Origin of the sequence: Terrabacter sp. GCM10028922, from assembly GCF_042666095.1 — a bacterium.
Classification (GTDB): Bacteria; Actinomycetota; Actinomycetes; order Actinomycetales; family Dermatophilaceae; genus Terrabacter.
In genome coordinates, this window is record NZ_JBHTFG010000002.1 from 375,872 (window position 1) to 393,105 (window position 17,234).

Here is a 17,234-nt window from a genome sequence, read left to right on the forward strand (position 1 = left end):
CTAGAACCACGCCTCGACGATCGTTGCCCGGTGCTCGAGGACGTCGACCGCCTTCTTGCCACACGACTCGGGGCGCGTGCGGCCTGCGGGCACGCGCGTGACCGCGACGTGCCAGCGCCGACCGTCGGCGTGGGTCACCATGACGTCCCAGCCGTTGTCGGTCGCCTCGGGCTGGTCTGCCCAGAGCGCCGCGAGCCGCGTCTCGCCGGTCTCGAGGCGCACGTGGGACTCGGCGCACTGCGCAGGACCCGGGACGCTCGAGCGGCCCCGGTCGTGAAGGGGGCCGAGCAGCTCCGCGGGGACGTGCCCCGAGTCGCTCGCGGCGAGCACCCACTCGGCTGCCTCGTCGTCGAGCCGCGCGAAGGTCTGTCCCCAGGGGAGCAGGACGGCTGTCGGGGCGAAGCGGTGCCCGCCCGTGTGCGAGACCTCCCACGCGCGCCCCGGGGCCACCCGGGCGGCGTGGGAGGCAAGGGGACGTCCCCGCACCGCGCAGCACACGTCGCGGCGCCCGTTGGTGCACACGAGAAGCGTCGGCTCGGCCGGGCGCGAGCCAGGCAGCGACGCCTGAACGAGTGCGCGGCTGCCGCGGGCGAGACCGGCCCAGTCGAGGCCCAGGAGGTCGCCGACGTCGTCGACCTCGGCCATCAGGAGCCAGGCATCGTCGGCCCGGGCCCCCGTGTGCGCCAGCAGGACGTGGCGTGGGCCGTCGTGAGCGGGGTGACCGCCGGGCCGGCGCACGAGCATGAACCGCCCGCCCGCGTGACTGGTGCGGGCGTCGAGCTCGGCGCCGAGGTCGTGGTCGAGGTGTGAGTCCCGGGCGGCGTCGCGGCCCCAGGGCCCGGGCTGTTCGACGATGACGAAGAACGCGGCAGTCGCCGCCGTGCCGTACGCACTCGTGCCGTCGTGGTCCCACTGGACCGAGCACGCGTCGGACGCCGGGCTGCCGTGTCCGCTCGTGGCCGGGTGCTCGTCGTGCTCGACGCCCGGCCCGACGAACTCGGTGTCGGCCTGGACACCGGTCGCACGGTCCGACGGTCCTGTCATCCGGCGTCTCCTGCGTCGCCGCCGTCGGTGGCCGTCGTGTCGCTCGGGTCGCTGGGGTCGCTGGAGCCGGCGGCCTGCTCGGTGGCCGGGGGAGCGGCGACGTGGGCGATGACGGCGGTCGTCGCGATGCCCGAGCCGTCGCGTCGGCCGTCGGCCGTCGGCAGCTCCACGGCGACGCCGTTGGCGGCGGCCGCTCGCGCGGGCGTGTTGCCGGCGAAGGCGAGCACGAGGGTGTCCTCGCCCTTGAGGAAGCGGTGGCATCGCACGCCACCGGTCGCGCGGCCCTTGGGCGGGTACTCCGCGTACGGCGTCACCTTGAGCGAGCCGCCCTCGGTGCCCGGTAGTGCCCCCGACGAGCCGGCCGACGTGACGACGACGCCGTCGCGTGCGGGATCGACGACTCCGAAGAAGGCAACTCGCGCGCCCGGCGCGAGCTTGATGCCCGCCATGCCTCCGGCCGAGCGTCCTTGTGGGCGAACGGACTTCGCCGCAAAGCGGAGCAGCTGGGCGTCGGACGTCACGAACACCAGGTCGAGGTCCTCGCGGTCTGCCACCCCAGCGCCGACGACCCGGTCACCGTCCTTGAGGCTGATGACGTCCCAGTCGTTGCTCTTCGGCGCGTCGGGGGTGATGCGCTTGACGACACCACTCGCCGTGCCGACGGCGATCACCGGGGCGTCCGCGCCGACGGGCACGATCGTCACCGGCTCCTCTGCCTTGGACAGGTCGACGTACGCGGCGAGCGGGGCACCGCCGGAGAGGCTCGGGGCGCCGTTGGTCGGGGGCAGGGTCGGCAGGTCGAGCGCCGACAGCCGGACCAGGCGTCCGGCAGAGGTGACGAGCCCGAAGTCGCCGCGGACCGTCGTGCGGACCGCACCGATGACGACGTCGTGCTTCGAGCGCGAGCCCTCGGCGGTGACCGGGTCGGCGGTGCCGGTCCGGGCGAGCAGACCGGTCGACGACAGGAGCACCCAGCACGGGTCGTCGGCGATCTCGAGAGGCGACGCGGCGGTGGCGGCCGCGCTGACGCCGGAGCTCTCGAGCAGGACCGTGCGACGCGGGGTGCCGTGCCCCTTGGCGACGTCGGCGAGCTCGGTCGAGACGAGCTTCATGAGCAGCTTCTCGTTGTCGAGCAGCGCCCGCAGCTCCTCGATGGCCCGCTCGAGCTCTGACTTCTCGGTCTCGAGCTCGATGCGCGAGAACTTCGTGAGGCGGCGCAGCTGGAGATCGAGGATGTAGGTCGCCTGCGCCTCGGACAGGTCGAACACCTCCATGAGCCGCGTGCGGGCCGTGCCGGCATCGTCGGAGGACCGGATGACCTGGATGACCTCGTCGATGTCGACGATGGCGATGAGCAGGCCCTCGACGAGGTGCAGGCGCTCCTCACGCTTCGCGAGTCGGAAGGCCGTGCGTCGCCGGACGACGTCGGTGCGGAAGTCGACGTAGACCTTGAGCAGCTCCTTGAGCCCCATCGTGCGCGGCTGGCCCTCGACGAGGGCCACGTTGTTGATGCCGAAGTTCTCCTCCATCGGCGTCAGCTTGTAGAGCTGCTCGAGCACGGCTTCGGGGTTGAAGCCGTTCTTCACCTCGATGACGAGTCGCAGGCCGTGCTGCCGGTCGGAGAGGTCCTTGAGGTCGGCGATGCCCTGCAGCTTCTTGCCCTGCACGAGGTCCTTGACCTTGTCGATGACCTTCTCGGGTCCGACGAGGTAGGGCAGCTCGGTGACGACGATCCCCTTGCGGCGCGGGGTGATCGACTCGATGCGCGCGGTCGCCCGGGTGCGGAAGCTGCCACGCCCTGTGAGGTAGGCGTCACGGATGCCCTCGAGCCCGACGATCTTGCCGCCGCACGGCAGGTCGGGCCCGGGGACGAACTTCATGAGGTCCTCGAGCGAGCACGTCGGGTTCGCGATGAGGTGACGCGCGGCGCCGATGACCTCGACGAGGTTGTGCGGCGGCATGTTCGTCGCCATGCCGACCGCGATGCCCGCCGCACCGTTGACGAGAAGGTTGGGGTACGCCGCCGGCAGCACGCTCGGCTGCAGCTGCGTGTCGTCGTAGTTCGGGACGAAGTCGACGGTGTCCTCGTCGAGCCCTGACACCATCAGCAGCGCCGCGTTGGCCATGCGGGCCTCGGTGTAGCGGGCCGCCGCGGGGCCGTCGTCGAGCGAGCCGAAGTTGCCGTGCCCGTCGACGAGCGGCAGGCGCAGCGTGAAGGGCTGGGCCATGCGCACGAGGGCGTCGTAGATGGCCTGGTCGCCGTGGGGGTGGTACTTGCCCATGACCTCGCCGACGACCCGCTGGCTCTTGACGTGGCCTCGGTCGGGGCGCAGACCGAGCTCGTTGGCGCCGTAGAGGATCCGGCGCTGCACGGGCTTCAGGCCATCGCGGGCGTCGGGCAGGGCCCGGGAGTAGATGACGCTGTAGGAGTACTCGAGGAAGGCGTTCTGCATCTCCTCCTCGACGTCGATGCCGACGATCTTCTCCTCGAAGTCCTCGGGTGGAGGCGGGGTGGTCTTTCCACGGGCCATGCCGGGTGGTGCTCCTTGCCGCTAGCGGGTGAACACCCCATCTTCGCGCAGCCTCATCGCGGGTCATCACCTGCCACGCCGAAGTGCCCCCAGTGGGCCACCTCGCGGCCGCTCCGCCGGTGGCGGCGCAGGCTCGGGCTCTTCGGTCCCGGGACGGCATACCCGATGGAGACGACCCCGACGATCGTGCGGCTCGTGGGGATGCCGAACGCCTCGTGCACAGCCTCGTGGTGCCCCGGTGGGACTCCGAAGAAGAGGCTGCCCAAGCCCTCGTCGGTGGCGGTCAGCAGGATGAGCAGCGAGGCCATGCCGGTGTCGACGTCCCAGTAGGGCACCGGCCAGCGGGCTTCATCACGGTCGGTCCAGCCCTTGTCGGGCGCGGCGTACCGGTCGAGGTAGGCGTCCTTGTGCGAGAGGCACAGGACGAGCACCGGCGCCGCCCGTATGCCGTCGAGCCAGGGATCGCTCGCCGCGTCGGGGTCGGTCGTGGCCCGCCAGAAGACGTCGCGCTCAGCGGGCGTGGTGAGGACCAGGAAGTCCCAGCCCTGGCTGAAGCCGGCGCTGGGGGAGCGGACGGCGTTGGCCAGGCACCGCTCGACGAGCTCCCGCGGGACCGGCCGGTCAGGGTCGTAGCGACGGACCATGCGACGGGCGCGGACCACCTCGGTGAACTCCATGCGACCAGACTCCCACCTGGCTGGACGGCCGGCGGGACGTGACACGATGACCCCATGGAGGGTGGCGAGCTCGACGACACCGGTGCGCTGGAGCGGGTCACGGCTCGGCAGACCGGGGCTCCCCTCGAGTGGGAGGCGGACGTCGTGCTCCGAGACGGCACCGTGGCGCACGTCCGGCCGATCACGCCCGACGACGCCGACGGCATCCGGCAGTTCCACAGCCGCCAGTCCGACGAGTCGATCTACCTGCGCTTCTTCGCGCCGCTGCGCCAGCTGAGCGAGCGCGACATCCACCGCTTCACCCACGTCGACCACCACGACCGGGTGGCCCTGGTCGCGACGCTCGACGGCGAGATCATCGGCATCGGCCGCTACGACCGCATCGACCCGACGTCCGCCGAGGTCGCCTTCAACATCTCCGACCACTTCCAGGGCAAGGGCATCGGCTCGGTCATGCTCGAGCACCTCGCGGCCATCGCCCAGGAGATGGGCATCACGCGGTTCGTCGCCGAGGTGCTGCCGCAGAACCGCAAGATGCTCACGGTCTTCAAGGACGCGGGCTACGAGGTCACCCACCACATCGAGGACGGCGTCGTCGAGGTCTCCTTCGACATCCTGCCCACCGAGCAGAGCAAGGCCGTCCAGCTCTCGCGCGAGCACCGCGCCGAGTCGCGCAGCATGCGCACCATCCTCTTCCCGGAGCGCGTGGCCGTCATCGGTGCGAGCCGCCGGGAGGAGTCGATCGGCGCGCTCGTCATGCGCAACATCATCGCGTCGGACTACCAGGGTCAGCTCTACCCGATCCACCGCGTCGCGGACCACGTCCAGGGCGTCAAGGCGTACCCGAGCATCCTCGAGACGCCCGAGCCGGTCGACCTCGCCGTCGTCGTCGTGCCGGCCAAGCAGGCCCTCGACGTGGTCAAGGACTGCGGCAAGGCGGGAGTCAAGGCCCTCCTCGTCCTGTCGGCGGGCTTCGCCGAGGCCGGTGACGAGGGAGCCCGCCTGCAGGAGAAGCTCCGTCGCCGGGTGCGGCGCGCGGGCATGCGCATCGTCGGACCCAACAGCTTCGGCATCGTCAACAACGACCCGGCCGTCCGGCTCAACGCGTCCCTCGCCACCGTCATCCCCGAGAAGGGCCGGCTCGGGCTCTTCGCGCAGAGCGGCGCTCTCGGTGTCGCCGTCCTCGCCTCGGCAGCCCGACGGGGTCTCGGCATCTCGGTGTTCGCATCGGCCGGCAACCGCGTCGACGTCTCGGGCAACGACCTCATGCAGTACTGGATCGACGACCAGGAGACCGACACCGTCGGGCTCTACCTCGAGTCCATGGGCAACCCCCGCAAGTTCTCGCGCATCGCGCGGTCCCTGGCGGCGGTCAAACCGGTCATCGTCGTCAGCTCCGGGGTCTCGAGCTTCGCCGCGCCACCCGGCCACCGCACGCGCGTGACCAACGTGCCCGCACAGGCCTTCGACGCCCTGCTGCGCCAGGCCGGCGTCATCCGCGTCGAGAACGTCCACCAGCTCTTCGACGTCGCCCAGCTGACCCTGCACCAGCCGCTGCCCAAGGGCGACCGGGTCGGCATCGTCGGCAACTCCGACGCGCTCGGCGCCCTGAGTGCCAGCGCGTGCGTCAGCTGGGGCCTCAGGGTGACGCACGGCCCCGTCTCGCTGCCGCCCCAGGCGTCGGCCGAGGAGTTCGCCGCGGCGCTCGATGCCGCCTTCGCCGACCCCGAGGTCGACAGCGTCGTCGCCGCCTTCATCCCACCCCTCGTCACACCCGACGAGGAGGTCCACCTCGCCGTGCGCAACATCGTGGCCGATCACGAGAAGCCTTGCGTGGCGACGTTCCTGGGCATGCGCGGTGTCGGCGACAGCATGTCCTACGAGCAGGACGGCATACGCCGCTCTGTGCCGGCGTACTCCATGCCGGAGGACGGCATCCGCGCCCTCAACGCCGTCACGAGGTATGCGTCGTGGCGCCAGCGCGACCGGGGAAGCCCCGTCGCCCCCGTCGGAATCGACCGGCTGCGTGCCGAGTCCTTCATCGAGCGACTGCTCGCCGAGAGCCCCGACGGTCGGGCCCTGTCCCGCGAGGAGTCGCGCGAGCTGTTGGGGGCGTACGGCATACGGGTGTGGACGGCGGTCGAGGTCACCGGTGTCGAGTCGGCGGTCGAGGCTGCCGAGGAGCTCACCTACCCCGTCATCCTCAAGTCGACGTCGCCCGTCGTGCGCCACCAGCCCGGCCTGGTCGGCGTCCGCGGCGACCTCGTCGACGCCGAGTCCGTGCGCGACGCGCACGCGTCGCTCAGCCAGCGGCTGGGCCCACTCGGCGCCGACCGCTTCGTCGTGCAGCGGATGGCCGTGCCCGGCGTCTCGTGCGTCATCCGGGCGAGCGAGGACCCGCTCTTCGGGCCTGTCGTCAGCTTCTCCGTCGCCGGCCCGCCGACCGAGCTGCTCGGCGACGTCGCACACCGCATCCCGCCGCTCACCGACGTCGACGTCACCGACCTCATCGACGGCGTCAAGGCGGCGCCTCTGCTCAGCGGGCACCGGGGCGCGGCACCCGTGCACCGGGCCGCCCTCGCCGACCTCATCGCCCGGTTGTCCGTGCTCGCCGACGACCACCCGGAGCTGTCGTCGGTGGAGCTCAACCCCGTCAATGCGTGGACCGGGGGCATCGACGTCCTCGGTGCCGAGGTCGTGGTGCGCCCTGCGCTCGTGCGCAAGGACGCGGGTCGCCGCCGCATGACCTGACCTGCCGGGGGCCGCTCGCCTGGTGCCGTCGGCTGCGCGGTGCAGGCGGCGCGGCCGCTCTGACGGGACCACCTGCGCTCGGGTGCAAGGATGGGGGGTATGCGACGCGCCACCCCGGGCACCGGACGGGCCCTTCCCGAAGACCTCACAGAGGCGATCACCCGCGCCGGGTACTACCCGTCCCTCGTCTGCGACGTCGTCGAGTCCGCCATCGCCGACGACGAGGTCGTCTCGCACCTGGTGCACCAGGAGACGACGTTCGACCACGAGACGGTTCGTCGGCACGTGACGGTCCTCGTCGTGACCCCTCAGCGTCTCGTCATCGCACACGCCGACGACCACGCCGAGTCCGAGGACAAGCTCATGGCGACGGCGACGACAGAGACCGTGCCGCTCGCGGCCGTACGCGGCGTCATGCTGACGCACGTCGTCGCCCAGCCCGACACCTTCACGCCGGGCACCCACGGCCGCGACCTCACCCTGACGCTCGGCTGGGGCGCCGTGAGCCGTCTCGACATGATCCCCGCCCAGTGCGGCGACCCGGACTGCACGGCCGACCACGGCTTCGAGGGCACCATCGCCTCCGACGACATCTCCTTGCGCATCAGCTCGGCCGCCGACGGCGAGGACGCGGTCGGGCACGCGATGCGTTTCGCGCGGACGCTTTCCGCCAGCATCGGCAGCGGCATCGCCCACTGACCGCAGAGCCATCCCTCCCATGACGAGGACCGACAGCGCCGGCAAGGCCTCCAGCGCCGACGACGCTGGCAGCGGCGCCCACACCGATCACCACGTCGCCGTCCCGGGCCCGCCGACCGACTGGTCGACAGGCACGCTCGCCTCCGTGCTGCCCTCCGTGGCCGACCGTCTCGGCGTCCCGCGGTATGCCGGCCGCGACGTCTTCGACCTGCCCACCGTTCCGCGCACCGTCGTCGTGCTCGTCGACGGGCTCGGGCACGACCTGCTGCGCCAACGCAGCGGTCACGCGCCCTTCCTGCGCAGTCTGGCCTCAACGACGAGCCGCGTGCCGTGCGGCTTCCCGTCGACGACCGCCACCTCCATGGGCACCTTCGGGACGGGACTGCCGCCCGGCTCGCACGGCCTCGTCGGCATGCAGGTTCTCGACCCGGGCACCGACAAGCTGCTCAACGAGCTGTCGTGGGAGGACGGGCCCGACCCGCGCACCTGGCAGCCGAACGAGACCGTCTTCGAGGCCGCGGAGAACGCCGGTGTCTCCGTGACCATGGTCGGTCCGTACTACTTCGACGGCTCGGGACTCACGACAGCGGCCCTCCGGGGCGGCAGCTTCAGGGGGGCTCGCACGCTCGACGAACGGGTCGACGCCGCCGTCGCCGCCGTGCGTGCCACACCTCGCGCACTCGTCTACCTGTACTGGGGTGAGGTCGACAAGGTCGGCCACGTGCACGGCTGTCAGTCGTGGCAGTGGGGCGACGAGGTCGAGTCGGTCGACGCAGCCCTGCGCCGGCTGGCGGCGCGCGTACCCGACGACACGTCGATCGTCGTCACCGCCGACCACGGCATGATCGACATCCCGTACGCCGACCGCATCGACCTGCTCCACGAGCCGGGCCTCATGTCGGGCGTGCGCCACCTCGGCGGTGAGCCACGCAACCTGCAGCTGTACGCCGAACCGGGCGCGGCGTCCGACGTCGAGCAGGCGTGGCGCTCGCGGCTCAGCGACCGCGTGCACCTGCTCACCCGCGAGCAGGCCGTCGACGAGGGGTGGTTCGGTCCGGTGCGCGACGGCGTGGTGGGGCGGATCGGCGACCTCGTCGTCGTCACGCGCGGCTCCTTCGCGCTCGTCCACTCGGGTCTGATGCGACGCGAGCTCGTCGCCCTGCTCGGGCTGCACGGCTCGATCAGCGAGGCGGAACTCGCCGTACCGGTGGTCGTGGTCCCGCCCCGTCTCGGCGCCTAGGGTGGTGCCTCGTGGCTGAGCTCGTCTTCTTCTCCGGGACCATGGACTGCGGCAAGTCGACCCTCGCCCTCCAGATGGACCACAACCACGGCGCGCGCGGTCGCGTCGGCCTCATCTTCACGAAGATGGACCGCGCCGGCACCAACGTCCTCAGCTCGCGTCTCGGCCTGTCGACCGGGGCGCTCGAGGTCGGCGACGACCTCGACTTCTGGGACGCCATCGTCGGTCGGGCGACGGCGGGCACACGCATCGACTACCTCATCTGCGACGAGGCACAGTTCTACACGAGCGACCAGGTCGAGCAGCTCGCCCGCATCGTCGACGAGATGGACGTCGACGTCTTCGCGTTCGGCATCACCGCGGACTTCCGCACCGAGCTCTTCCCCGGCAGCAAGCGGCTCATCGAGCTCGCCGACCGGGTGCAGGTGCTCCAGGTCGAGGCGCTGTGCTGGTGCGGACGGCGAGCCACGACCAACGCCCGGGTCATGGACGGCGTCATGGTCGTCGAGGGCGAGCAGGTCGTCGTCGGTGACACGCAGCCCGGCACGACCGGCCTCGTGGAGTACGAGGTGCTGTGCCGCCGGCACTACATGCGGCGCATGACCTCGCACGCCGCGAAGGCGGCCGCCCTCTCGCCCGAGGTGCTCCCCTTCGACCTCGACGTGTGCCCGCTCCCGCCCTTGCCGATCACGCAGGCCGACTGATCCTCTCGACCCAGCCTGGAGCCGCAGCCCGCTCACGCGGGTGGGTGGGCGGTCGGATCCGGCTGTGAGGGAAGCGGATTCGCGCACTCGGTCTGTGGACAACTCTTGCCGGGGAGTCGAACAACTGTTCTAATGGAGGGGTAGGCAAGCCCGGGTGAGAGGAGTGAGTTCGTGCCATTCCTCGACACCTGGCGCTCGCCGTTCGAGCCGGTCGTCCACCTGAGCTTCACGGGCACCGGGCTGGCGTTCCGGCCGCGGCAAGACACTCAGGACGCCCACGAAGGGCAGGACGGGCAGGACGGGTGCGGCCCGGGCGCGGGTGAGGGGCTGCGGAGCCCGTCGCTGGATGAGGCGGCGGATGCGGTGTTGGCGCAGATCGAGCGCCTCGAGGTGCAGAAGGCGCGCCTCGAGGCGGGGATCGTCGATGCGTATGCGGCGTTGCACACGATCGAGGAGCAGCAGCTGGCGCGGTTGGTGACGCGGGCGCCGGTGCCGTTGACGGCCGAGCAGGTCGTGACGCAGGAGATCGCGTGTGCGACGGGGGTCGGGGCGGCGGAGGTGGCGCGGCGGTTGGAGCTGGCGAGGGCGCCGTGGCGTCACCGGGTGCTGCGCGAGCGGTTGCGGGCCGGCACGGTGGGCCTGTACCGGGCGTTGCAGGTCGTCGCCGAGACGCGGCTGCTGGCCGATGAGGTGCTGCCGGAGCTGGAGGCGACGGTGCTGGCGCCGGCGCCGGACGGCTCGGTGGCCTCGCAGCGGCTCTTCGCGACGCGGCTGCGCCGGTGCGTGCGGTCGGCGGACTCGCGCGGCGAGCAGCAGCGGCGGCGCTGGGCGGCCGGTCGGCGCACGGCCTACGGCCGCATCATCGAGGACGGTATGGGGACGTTCACCGTTGTCGCGACGGCCGAGCGGGTCGTCGGGGTCCTGGACCGGGTCGACGCGCTGGCCCGGTCGGCTCGCGCGGCGGGTGACGAGCGCACTCTGGAGCAGCTGCGCAGCGACCTGCTCTGTGACCTCGCGCTGTTCGGCGTCGTGCCGGCCGGCTCCGCCGCCGCCGATGGCGACGGCCTCACCTGCGGCGGGCTGCTGGCGGAGGCGCCGCCGGCAGTGGTGCGGATCGTGGTGCCGTTCGAGGTCGCGGCCGGCCTCTCGGACGCGGCGTGCGAGATCCCGGGCCATGGGTGGGTCACCGCGCGGCACGCGCGGCGGATCATGACGGCGCCCGGGTCGGTGTGGCAGCGGCTCGCGGTCGAGGTGGACTCGGGCCGGGCGCTGGAGCTGTCGACCGAGCGGTACGCGCCGACCCCGGCGATGGTCGAGCACGTCCGCGCGGTGGACGGGGTCTGCCGGGCGCCAGGCTGTCAGGTGCCGGCGCAGCGGTGCGACCTGGACCACCTCGTGCCGTGGCCGCGGGGTGAGACGCGTGTCTCGAACTTCGAGTCGCTGAGCCGGGGCTGCCACAACGGGAAGACGGCCGGAGTGTGGACCGTGTGCCGGGTCGGCGATGACGGGATCTCGTGGACCTCGCTCGCGGGCCGGGAGTACATCACCTACCCGAAGGACTGGCGCGAAGCCCTGCGCGACCCCGGCACAGGCCCACCCGACGACCCGCCCGACGACCCACCCGACGACCCACACGGCACATCGGCTGACGACCCGCCGCCTTTCTGACCGCACGTCGATCCCGAGGGTGACATGCGCCCCGCGCCGCAAGGCACAGGGTAAGCGGCACGGCTGCGCCATGGCTGATCTCGACGACCCGCCGGCCACGCTGTGGACCAGACCGGCCGAGGTCCAGTCGGTGAGCGGTCAGTCGTTGCGGCGCCCGAACATGATGTCGTCCCAGCTCGGAACGCTCGGACGACCCGACTTTCGTGCTGGCGGCGCCGGCTTCGGCGCGGGCTTCGTGTCTGGGGCTGCGGCCCGCTGCTCGATCACGTCGTCGTCGTACTCGTCGTGCCGGTTGCCGGCATCCAGCTGACGCTCGTCGTCGAGGTCGTGAGTGGAGGCCGGCCCCGCGTCGGAGGCAGCCGGTGCGACGCTCGCGAGTGGACGGGGTGCGCTCGGCCCAGCGTGAGGGTCGTCCTCGGTCACGTCGGCCGTGGCGTCGGCCGCGTCGGTCACGGCCGTGGTGTCGGCCGCGTCGGTCTCTGGCGTCGCACCCTCCACGCCAGTCTGTGGGCCGTCGGCGCCCGCCGGTGGAGCGTCGTCCGCAACCTGCTGAACCGGCTGGGTCGGTTCAGCGCGACGCGCCCTTCGGCGAGCCACCTCGGCGCCCACCCGCTCCTCGGTCGTGCCGCTCTTGACGACCTCCGGGTCGTCCTCGGGATGCGTGTGCGCCGGCGGTGGGAGCTCCTCGCGCGGGTCGCGGGCAAGCTCCTCGAGAGGCAGCGCCTCCTCCGGCGCACTGTCGAGGCCGGGCACCTCCGCGGACTTGGGCCGCCGGCGACGGCCGCGCTGGGCGCTCCGCTCGCGCATCGCGGCCATGAGGTCGACCGTCTCACCGTCGCGACGGCGGGACGGGGCGGCCACGCCACCCTCGGCCTCGACGTCGTAGACGCGGCTGGGGCGCGCCGACGCGCTCAGGTGCGGGGCCGGGATCGGGCCCGGGGCCTGCTGGTCCTCGTCCTCGCTCAGCCATCGGGCCTCGTCGTCGACGGCGGACACGGTACGTGCCAGAGGGTCGAAGTGCCAGGCGGCCTCGCGCTGGCGCCCACCGGCGTTGAAGTGCAGCAGGACGGTCCAGGCCTTGTCGGTGCGACGGGAGTCCCAGCGCGCCGACCCGCCGTCGATCTCACGGCTGCGGAGGCGTTCGGCGACGCGGGCCTCGAGAGTCGGGGCCCCGCCGTGCGAGCCGCCACGGGCCCGCAGCCGCACCTGACGGGCGAGGCCGGCGACGTGCTCGCGCTCGGCGAGGATCGGGCCCTCGTAGCGGTGCACCTTCTCGACCGGCCAACCGGCGCGCTCGGCGACCTCGTCGGCCGTCAGACCGGCGCGGATCATCGACTGGACGTCCTTGGGGCGCAGGCCCCCTGAGATCTCCATCTGGAGCTGGCCGAGCCGCGGGACGTCGCGCCGCGCCGCGGCCCGGAGCGCCTCGTCGAGCGGGACGGAGAAGCGGTTCCCCTCGTCGTCGGCCAGCATCAGGTGCATTCCGTCCTCGTGGACGCCGACGAGCCTGAGGTGGTGCATGGGTGGGTCTCCCGGTGACGAGTCTGCGTTTCGTGCGGTGCTGACGTACTGCTGGCGTATCTCTGACGTTCTGGTGGCTTGCTGCTGAAGGGGTGCTGCCGTCTCGTGCGCTGTGCAGTCGAGCATGCCATCGGGCCGGGTGCCCACCAAAGCGACCACGCCGCACGGGTACCGTTTGCTGTGGCATGCCTACCTCGTTCGCGTCCGCGCAGCTCGCCCTCGACCTCGTCGGCGTGTTCGTCTTCGCGCTGTCGGGTGGGCTCGTCGCCGTCAAGAAGCGCTTCGACCTCTTCGGCGTCATCGTCCTCGCGTGTGCCGCGGCCCTCGGCGGCGGCATCGTGCGTGACCTGCTCATCGGTGACATCCCGCCGGTCGGCATCAGCGACTGGCGACTGGTGACCGCCGCCGCGCTCGGCGGCATCGTCACGTTCCTCTTCCACCCCGGAGTCGAGCGGATCACCCGCTTCGTCCGGGTCCTCGACGCCGCCGGGCTCGCTGCGTTCGCCGTCGCGGGCAGCCTCAAGGCCGTCACGACACTGGGTGTGTCACCCATCGCTTCCGTTCTCGTCGGCGTCATCACCGCGGTCGGCGGGGGCGTCGTGCGCGACCTGCTCGCCGGACAGGTGCCAGAGGTCCTGCGACGGGAGCTGTACGCCATCCCCGCCATGCTCGGCTCGGTCATCATCGTCGTCGCGGCGCAGCTCGGCTCGCTCCAGGACTGGGTGCTGTGGGCCGCCGCCGGACTCGTTTTCGGCGTCCGCATGCTCGCCGTGCGACTCGACCTCAACGCACCGACCCCGCTGCGGACGTCCGCGTCGACGTGACGTCCAGCATCCCCGCGATCAGCACACCCCGACCCCTGGCGGAGACATGACAGCAGAGACATCCCCGACGGCCGATCCCGGCCTCGCCCCCTACGACGCCGTGCTCCTCCTCGGCTTCGGCGGACCGGAGGGCCCCGACGAGGTCATGCCCTTCCTGCGGCGGGTCACGGCCGGACGTGGCATTCCCGACGATCGCCTCGCCGCCGTGGGCGAGCACTACTACCTGTTCGGCGGACGCAGCCCGATCAACGACCAGAACCGTGCCCTCATCGCCGCCGTGCGGTCCGAGCTCGACGCCCGCGGCATCGAGACGCCGGTCCTCTGGGGCAACCGCAACAGCGAGCCGTTCCTCGAGGACACCCTCCGAGCCGCGCACGCCGCCGGCTACCGGCGCCTCGTCGTCCTCGCGACGAGCGCCTACTCGAGCTACTCGTCGTGCCGCCAGTACCGCGAGAACCTCGCCGACGCGACCGCGGCCCTCGCCGACGAGGGGATCGAGCTCCACTTGGACAAGGTGCCGCCGTACGCCCCCCGCCCCGGCTTCGCCGAGGCCAACCTCGGTGAGCTCGTGCGGGCCCTGCGCGCCCTCGACGGTGCGCCAGACGCCGAGATCGGCCTGCTCTTCGTCACCCACTCCATCCCCGATGCGATGGACGACACGTCAGGGCCGGGCGACGGTGAGGGCAACCTCTACCGGCGCCAGCACCTCGCGCTCGCGTCCCGGCTCACCACGGAGGCCAACCGGGTGCTCGGCCGTGACCTCACGGGAGAGCTCGTCTTCTGCTCGCGGTCGGGGCCTCCCACGCAGCCGTGGCTCGAGCCCGACGTCAACGACCGGATCCGTGAGCTCGCGGAGTCCGGGGTGCGCACCGTCGTGGCCGCTCCGATCGGCTTCGTCAGCGACCACATGGAGGTCGTCTACGACCTCGACACCGAGGCCCGCCAGACGGCTGACGAGCTCGGCATCGCGCTCGCGCGCGTCCCGACCGTCGGCACCGGAGATGTCTTCGTCCGCGACCTCGCCGACGCCCTGCTCGAGCGGGCTGCAGAGGCGCGCGGCGAACCCGTGCCGCAGTTCGAGGGACGGATGCCGTCGGTGTGTGCCGTTGGCTGCTGCCCCAACCTTCGCCAGGCCCGACCTGCCCTCTGCGGCAGCGACTGAGAGGACCCGATGACCACCATCCGAACCGAGCCCGTTCTCCCCGACGGCGTCACCGTCGAGGAGCTCGAGCGGCTCTGCGTCACCCTCGCCACCGAAGCCGCACGCTTCATCCGTGACGAGCGCCCGCCGCGCATGGGGGTCGACGCGACGAAGTCGACCGAGACCGACGTCGTGACGGTGATGGACCGCCGCTCGGAGGAGCTGCTGCACCGGCTCATCCAGCAGGCCCGACCCGACGACGGGATCCTCGGCGAGGAGGGCGCGAACGTGGCCGGCACGTCCGGTCTCACGTGGGTCATCGACCCCATCGACGGCACCGTCAACTACCTCTACGAGGTGCCCGCGTATGCCGTGTCCGTGGCCGTCGTCGTCGGCGACGCCCACGCGCAAGGTGGCTGGACGCCGGTGGCTGGCGCCGTCGCCGACCCGTGCCTGCGCCTGGTGCACCACGCCGGGCACGGCACCGGGGCCTGGACCCGTCCGGAGTCTGACGACGGCACCGAGCCGAGGCGCCTCGCCGTGTCCGCCGAGGACCGCCTCGCCCGCACCCTGCTCGCCACCGGCTTCGGCTACGCCCCGGAGATCCGCGCGCGCCAGGCCGAGGTGCTCCTGCGGGTGCTGCCCCTCGTTCGCGACATCCGCCGCATCGGCAGCGCCGCGCTCGACCTCGTCCGCGTCGCCGACGGCTCGGTCGACGCCTACGCCGAGGCTGGGCTCAACGCCTGGGACCTCGCGGCCGGCTGGCTCATCGTCGAGGAGGCCGGGGGAGTCGTCATCGGGGAGCAGGAGTCGCCCGGACGGTTGCTCACCGTCGCGGCCGGTCCCGAGCTCGTGGGGCAGGTGCACGCCCTCTTCACCACCCAGGCCGCGGGCGGCTGAGCCACCGAGACACGAATGGACGCCCCACCGGGCCGAGCCGGGTGGGGCGTCCTCGTGTGTCAGGGTGCGGGCGGCATACGCCTCCGGTGGTCCGGTCGGACCGGCTCAGGCCGCCTGGAAGGGCTCGAGCTCGGGGACGCGGATGCCGTTCTCGGCCGCGAGCCGCGCGAACGACTCCAGCTCACCGGTGTGCACCTGGATGCGGTAGTCGTCGTTCGACGCCTGGGCGTCGGCGAGGTCGCCCAACGCGTCGTGGACGCGCTGTCTGATCTGGTCGACGAACTCGGTCATGGGTGCCACCTCCGGGCCGTGGGGTCGTTCGGTCGGGTCCGGAGACCCTACCGCGCCGTAGGACCCCCAATGTGCACCCGCCTCGGTAGGTGGATGGCAAAGCGGGGGTGAACTGTTGGTCCGAAAAGGGTAGGTCCCACCCGACCGGTGCGACCCCTGTCTCAGACAGTGGCTCCGGCAACGTGACAACGCCGTTCGGATCGGGCACCATACGCGCACGCGGACATGTTTCGTGGCTGTTAACACCGGGGTTGACAGCGAGGGTCATTGCGGGAACAAGCACGACCCCACGAGCGTTCTTCGCGTCACAGACCGCAAGGCGCAGCACGAGTAGAAGTGAGACAACGAGATGGCAACCGATTACGACGCGCCACGCAAGACCGACGACGACCTCAGCGAAGACTCGATCGAGGAGCTGAAGTCCCGTCGCGTCGACAAGACGTCGTCCAGTGTGGACGTTGACGAGACCGAGCAGGCGGAGGGCTTCGAGCTCCCGGGCGCCGACCTGTCGGGCGAGGAGCTGTCGGTCCGGGTCCTGCCCAAGCAGGCCGACGAGTTCACCTGTTCACGCTGTTTCCTCGTCCACCACCGCAGCCAGCTCGCCAAGGAGAGCAACGGCATGATGATCTGCACGGAGTGCGCGGCCTGAGCGCACCGCAGTCCGGGCAGCAGGCTCTGGAGCAAGTAGGGTCGGTCCCCGTGACCGACCCTTGTGCTGTCCCGGACCGGCCCGCCGGTGAGGCGGACGTCGTCGACGTCGCGGTCCACAGGCTCGACCCTGATCTTCCCCTGCCCGGCTACGCCCACCCGGGGGATGCGGGCGCCGACCTCTGCGCCCGCATCGACGTGACGATCGAGCCCGGGGAGCGGGTGCTCGTCCCCACCGGCGTGGCGATCGCTCTCCCGCCGGGACACGCAGGTTTCGTGCACCCCAGGTCCGGGCTGGCGGCGCGGCACGGCATCTCGATCGTCAACGCACCCGGCACGGTCGACGAGGGCTACCGGGGAGAGATCCTCGTCAACCTCGTCAACCTCGACCCGCGCACGGCCTTCACGGTGCGCCGTGGCGACCGGATCGCCCAGCTCGTCGTCCAGCGCGTCGAGCGGGTGCGTTTCCTCGCGGTCGATTCGCTCGACGAGACCAGTCGGGGGGACACTGGACACGGATCCACGGGTGGGTTCGGTCCCGGGGGCGCCGCCTCGCCGACGATGGGGGAGACGCCCGCCAGGGCGTGATCATCGG

15 protein-coding genes are annotated in these 17,234 nt (G+C 71.9%); 10 read left to right on the top strand and 5 right to left on the bottom strand.

Features of this window, described 5'->3' with window-relative positions; genetic code table 11:
• From ACFQU3_RS03185 to ACFQU3_RS03195, 3 genes are read right to left on the bottom strand one after another with little or no spacing between them, the layout of a single operon-like run.
• Complete coding sequence (locus ACFQU3_RS03185; protein WP_385906347.1) at positions 1–1,044, bottom strand: sucrase ferredoxin; 1,044 nt, start codon at positions 1,042–1,044, stop codon at positions 1–3.
• Positions 1,041–3,575: a DNA topoisomerase (ATP-hydrolyzing) subunit A gene (locus tag ACFQU3_RS03190; RefSeq protein ID WP_385906350.1), complete on the bottom strand. Its 2,535-nt coding sequence runs from the start codon at positions 3,573–3,575 to the stop codon at positions 1,041–1,043. Before ACFQU3_RS03190 ends, ACFQU3_RS03185 begins: the two co-directional genes overlap by 4 nt.
• A 53-nt stretch (positions 3,576–3,628) precedes the next feature.
• Positions 3,629–4,252 (bottom strand): nitroreductase family protein, encoded by a 624-nt coding sequence (locus ACFQU3_RS03195; protein WP_385906353.1) that lies wholly within the window; start codon positions 4,250–4,252, stop codon positions 3,629–3,631.
• Between the two features lie 54 nt (positions 4,253–4,306).
• Here ACFQU3_RS03195 and ACFQU3_RS03200 point away from each other — a divergent pair, with 54 nt between their 5' ends.
• The 5 genes from ACFQU3_RS03200 to ACFQU3_RS03220 all read left to right on the top strand — a co-directional run bounded on the left by ACFQU3_RS03200 (position 4,307) and on the right by ACFQU3_RS03220 (position 11,314).
• Positions 4,307–7,003 (top strand): GNAT family N-acetyltransferase, encoded by a 2,697-nt coding sequence (locus ACFQU3_RS03200; protein ID WP_385906356.1) that lies wholly within the window; start codon positions 4,307–4,309, stop codon positions 7,001–7,003.
• A 99-nt stretch (positions 7,004–7,102) separates the two neighbouring features.
• Positions 7,103–7,702, top strand: coding sequence for a DUF5998 family protein (locus tag ACFQU3_RS03205; RefSeq protein ID WP_188032162.1), 600 nt, complete (start codon positions 7,103–7,105; stop codon positions 7,700–7,702).
• 19 nt (positions 7,703–7,721) lie between these two features.
• The gene (locus ACFQU3_RS03210) at positions 7,722–8,942 is read left to right on the top strand and encodes an alkaline phosphatase family protein (protein ID WP_385906359.1); all 1,221 of its coding nucleotides are present in this window, start codon (positions 7,722–7,724) and stop codon (positions 8,940–8,942) included.
• Positions 8,943–8,953: 11 nt separating this feature from the next.
• Positions 8,954–9,646: a thymidine kinase gene (locus ACFQU3_RS03215; RefSeq protein WP_385906362.1), complete on the top strand. Its 693-nt coding sequence runs from the start codon at positions 8,954–8,956 to the stop codon at positions 9,644–9,646.
• A gap of 171 nt (positions 9,647–9,817) precedes the next feature.
• On the top strand, positions 9,818–11,314 hold the full coding sequence (locus ACFQU3_RS03220) for an HNH endonuclease (protein WP_385906365.1): 1,497 nt from the start codon (positions 9,818–9,820) through the stop codon (positions 11,312–11,314).
• Positions 11,315–11,452: 138 nt separating this feature from the next.
• Here ACFQU3_RS03220 and sepH read toward each other — a convergent pair whose 3' ends face one another.
• Positions 11,453–12,835 (bottom strand): septation protein SepH, encoded by a 1,383-nt coding sequence (gene sepH, locus ACFQU3_RS03225; protein ID WP_385906368.1) that lies wholly within the window; start codon positions 12,833–12,835, stop codon positions 11,453–11,455.
• A gap of 185 nt (positions 12,836–13,020) precedes the next feature.
• Between sepH and ACFQU3_RS03230 the strand changes: the two genes are divergently transcribed.
• From ACFQU3_RS03230 to ACFQU3_RS03240, 3 genes are read left to right on the top strand one after another with little or no spacing between them, the layout of a single operon-like run.
• Entirely contained in the window at positions 13,021–13,659 is a 639-nt protein-coding gene (locus ACFQU3_RS03230) for a trimeric intracellular cation channel family protein (RefSeq protein ID WP_385906371.1), read from the top strand.
• Between the two features lie 46 nt (positions 13,660–13,705).
• Positions 13,706–14,821: a ferrochelatase gene (locus ACFQU3_RS03235; RefSeq protein WP_385906374.1), complete on the top strand. Its 1,116-nt coding sequence runs from the start codon at positions 13,706–13,708 to the stop codon at positions 14,819–14,821.
• Positions 14,822–14,830: 9 nt separating this feature from the next.
• Positions 14,831–15,700, top strand: coding sequence for an inositol monophosphatase family protein (locus tag ACFQU3_RS03240; protein ID WP_385906377.1), 870 nt, complete (start codon positions 14,831–14,833; stop codon positions 15,698–15,700).
• 105 nt (positions 15,701–15,805) lie between these two features.
• Here the strand turns inward: ACFQU3_RS03240 and ACFQU3_RS03245 are convergent, their stop codons facing one another.
• Positions 15,806–15,991 (bottom strand): hypothetical protein, encoded by a 186-nt coding sequence (locus ACFQU3_RS03245; RefSeq protein ID WP_385906379.1) that lies wholly within the window; start codon positions 15,989–15,991, stop codon positions 15,806–15,808.
• Positions 15,992–16,340: 349 nt separating this feature from the next.
• On the opposite strand from ACFQU3_RS03245, the gene ACFQU3_RS03250 reads away from it, so the two are divergent.
• Together ACFQU3_RS03250 and dut are read left to right on the top strand one after the other, a co-directional pair.
• On the top strand, positions 16,341–16,640 hold the full coding sequence (locus ACFQU3_RS03250; RefSeq protein ID WP_385906382.1) for a DUF4193 domain-containing protein: 300 nt from the start codon (positions 16,341–16,343) through the stop codon (positions 16,638–16,640).
• 50 nt (positions 16,641–16,690) lie between these two features.
• A complete protein-coding gene (gene dut, locus ACFQU3_RS03255) occupies positions 16,691–17,227 on the top strand; it encodes a dUTP diphosphatase (protein ID WP_385906385.1) in 537 nt (178 codons plus the stop codon).
• The last annotated feature ends 7 nt before the right edge of the window (positions 17,228–17,234 follow it).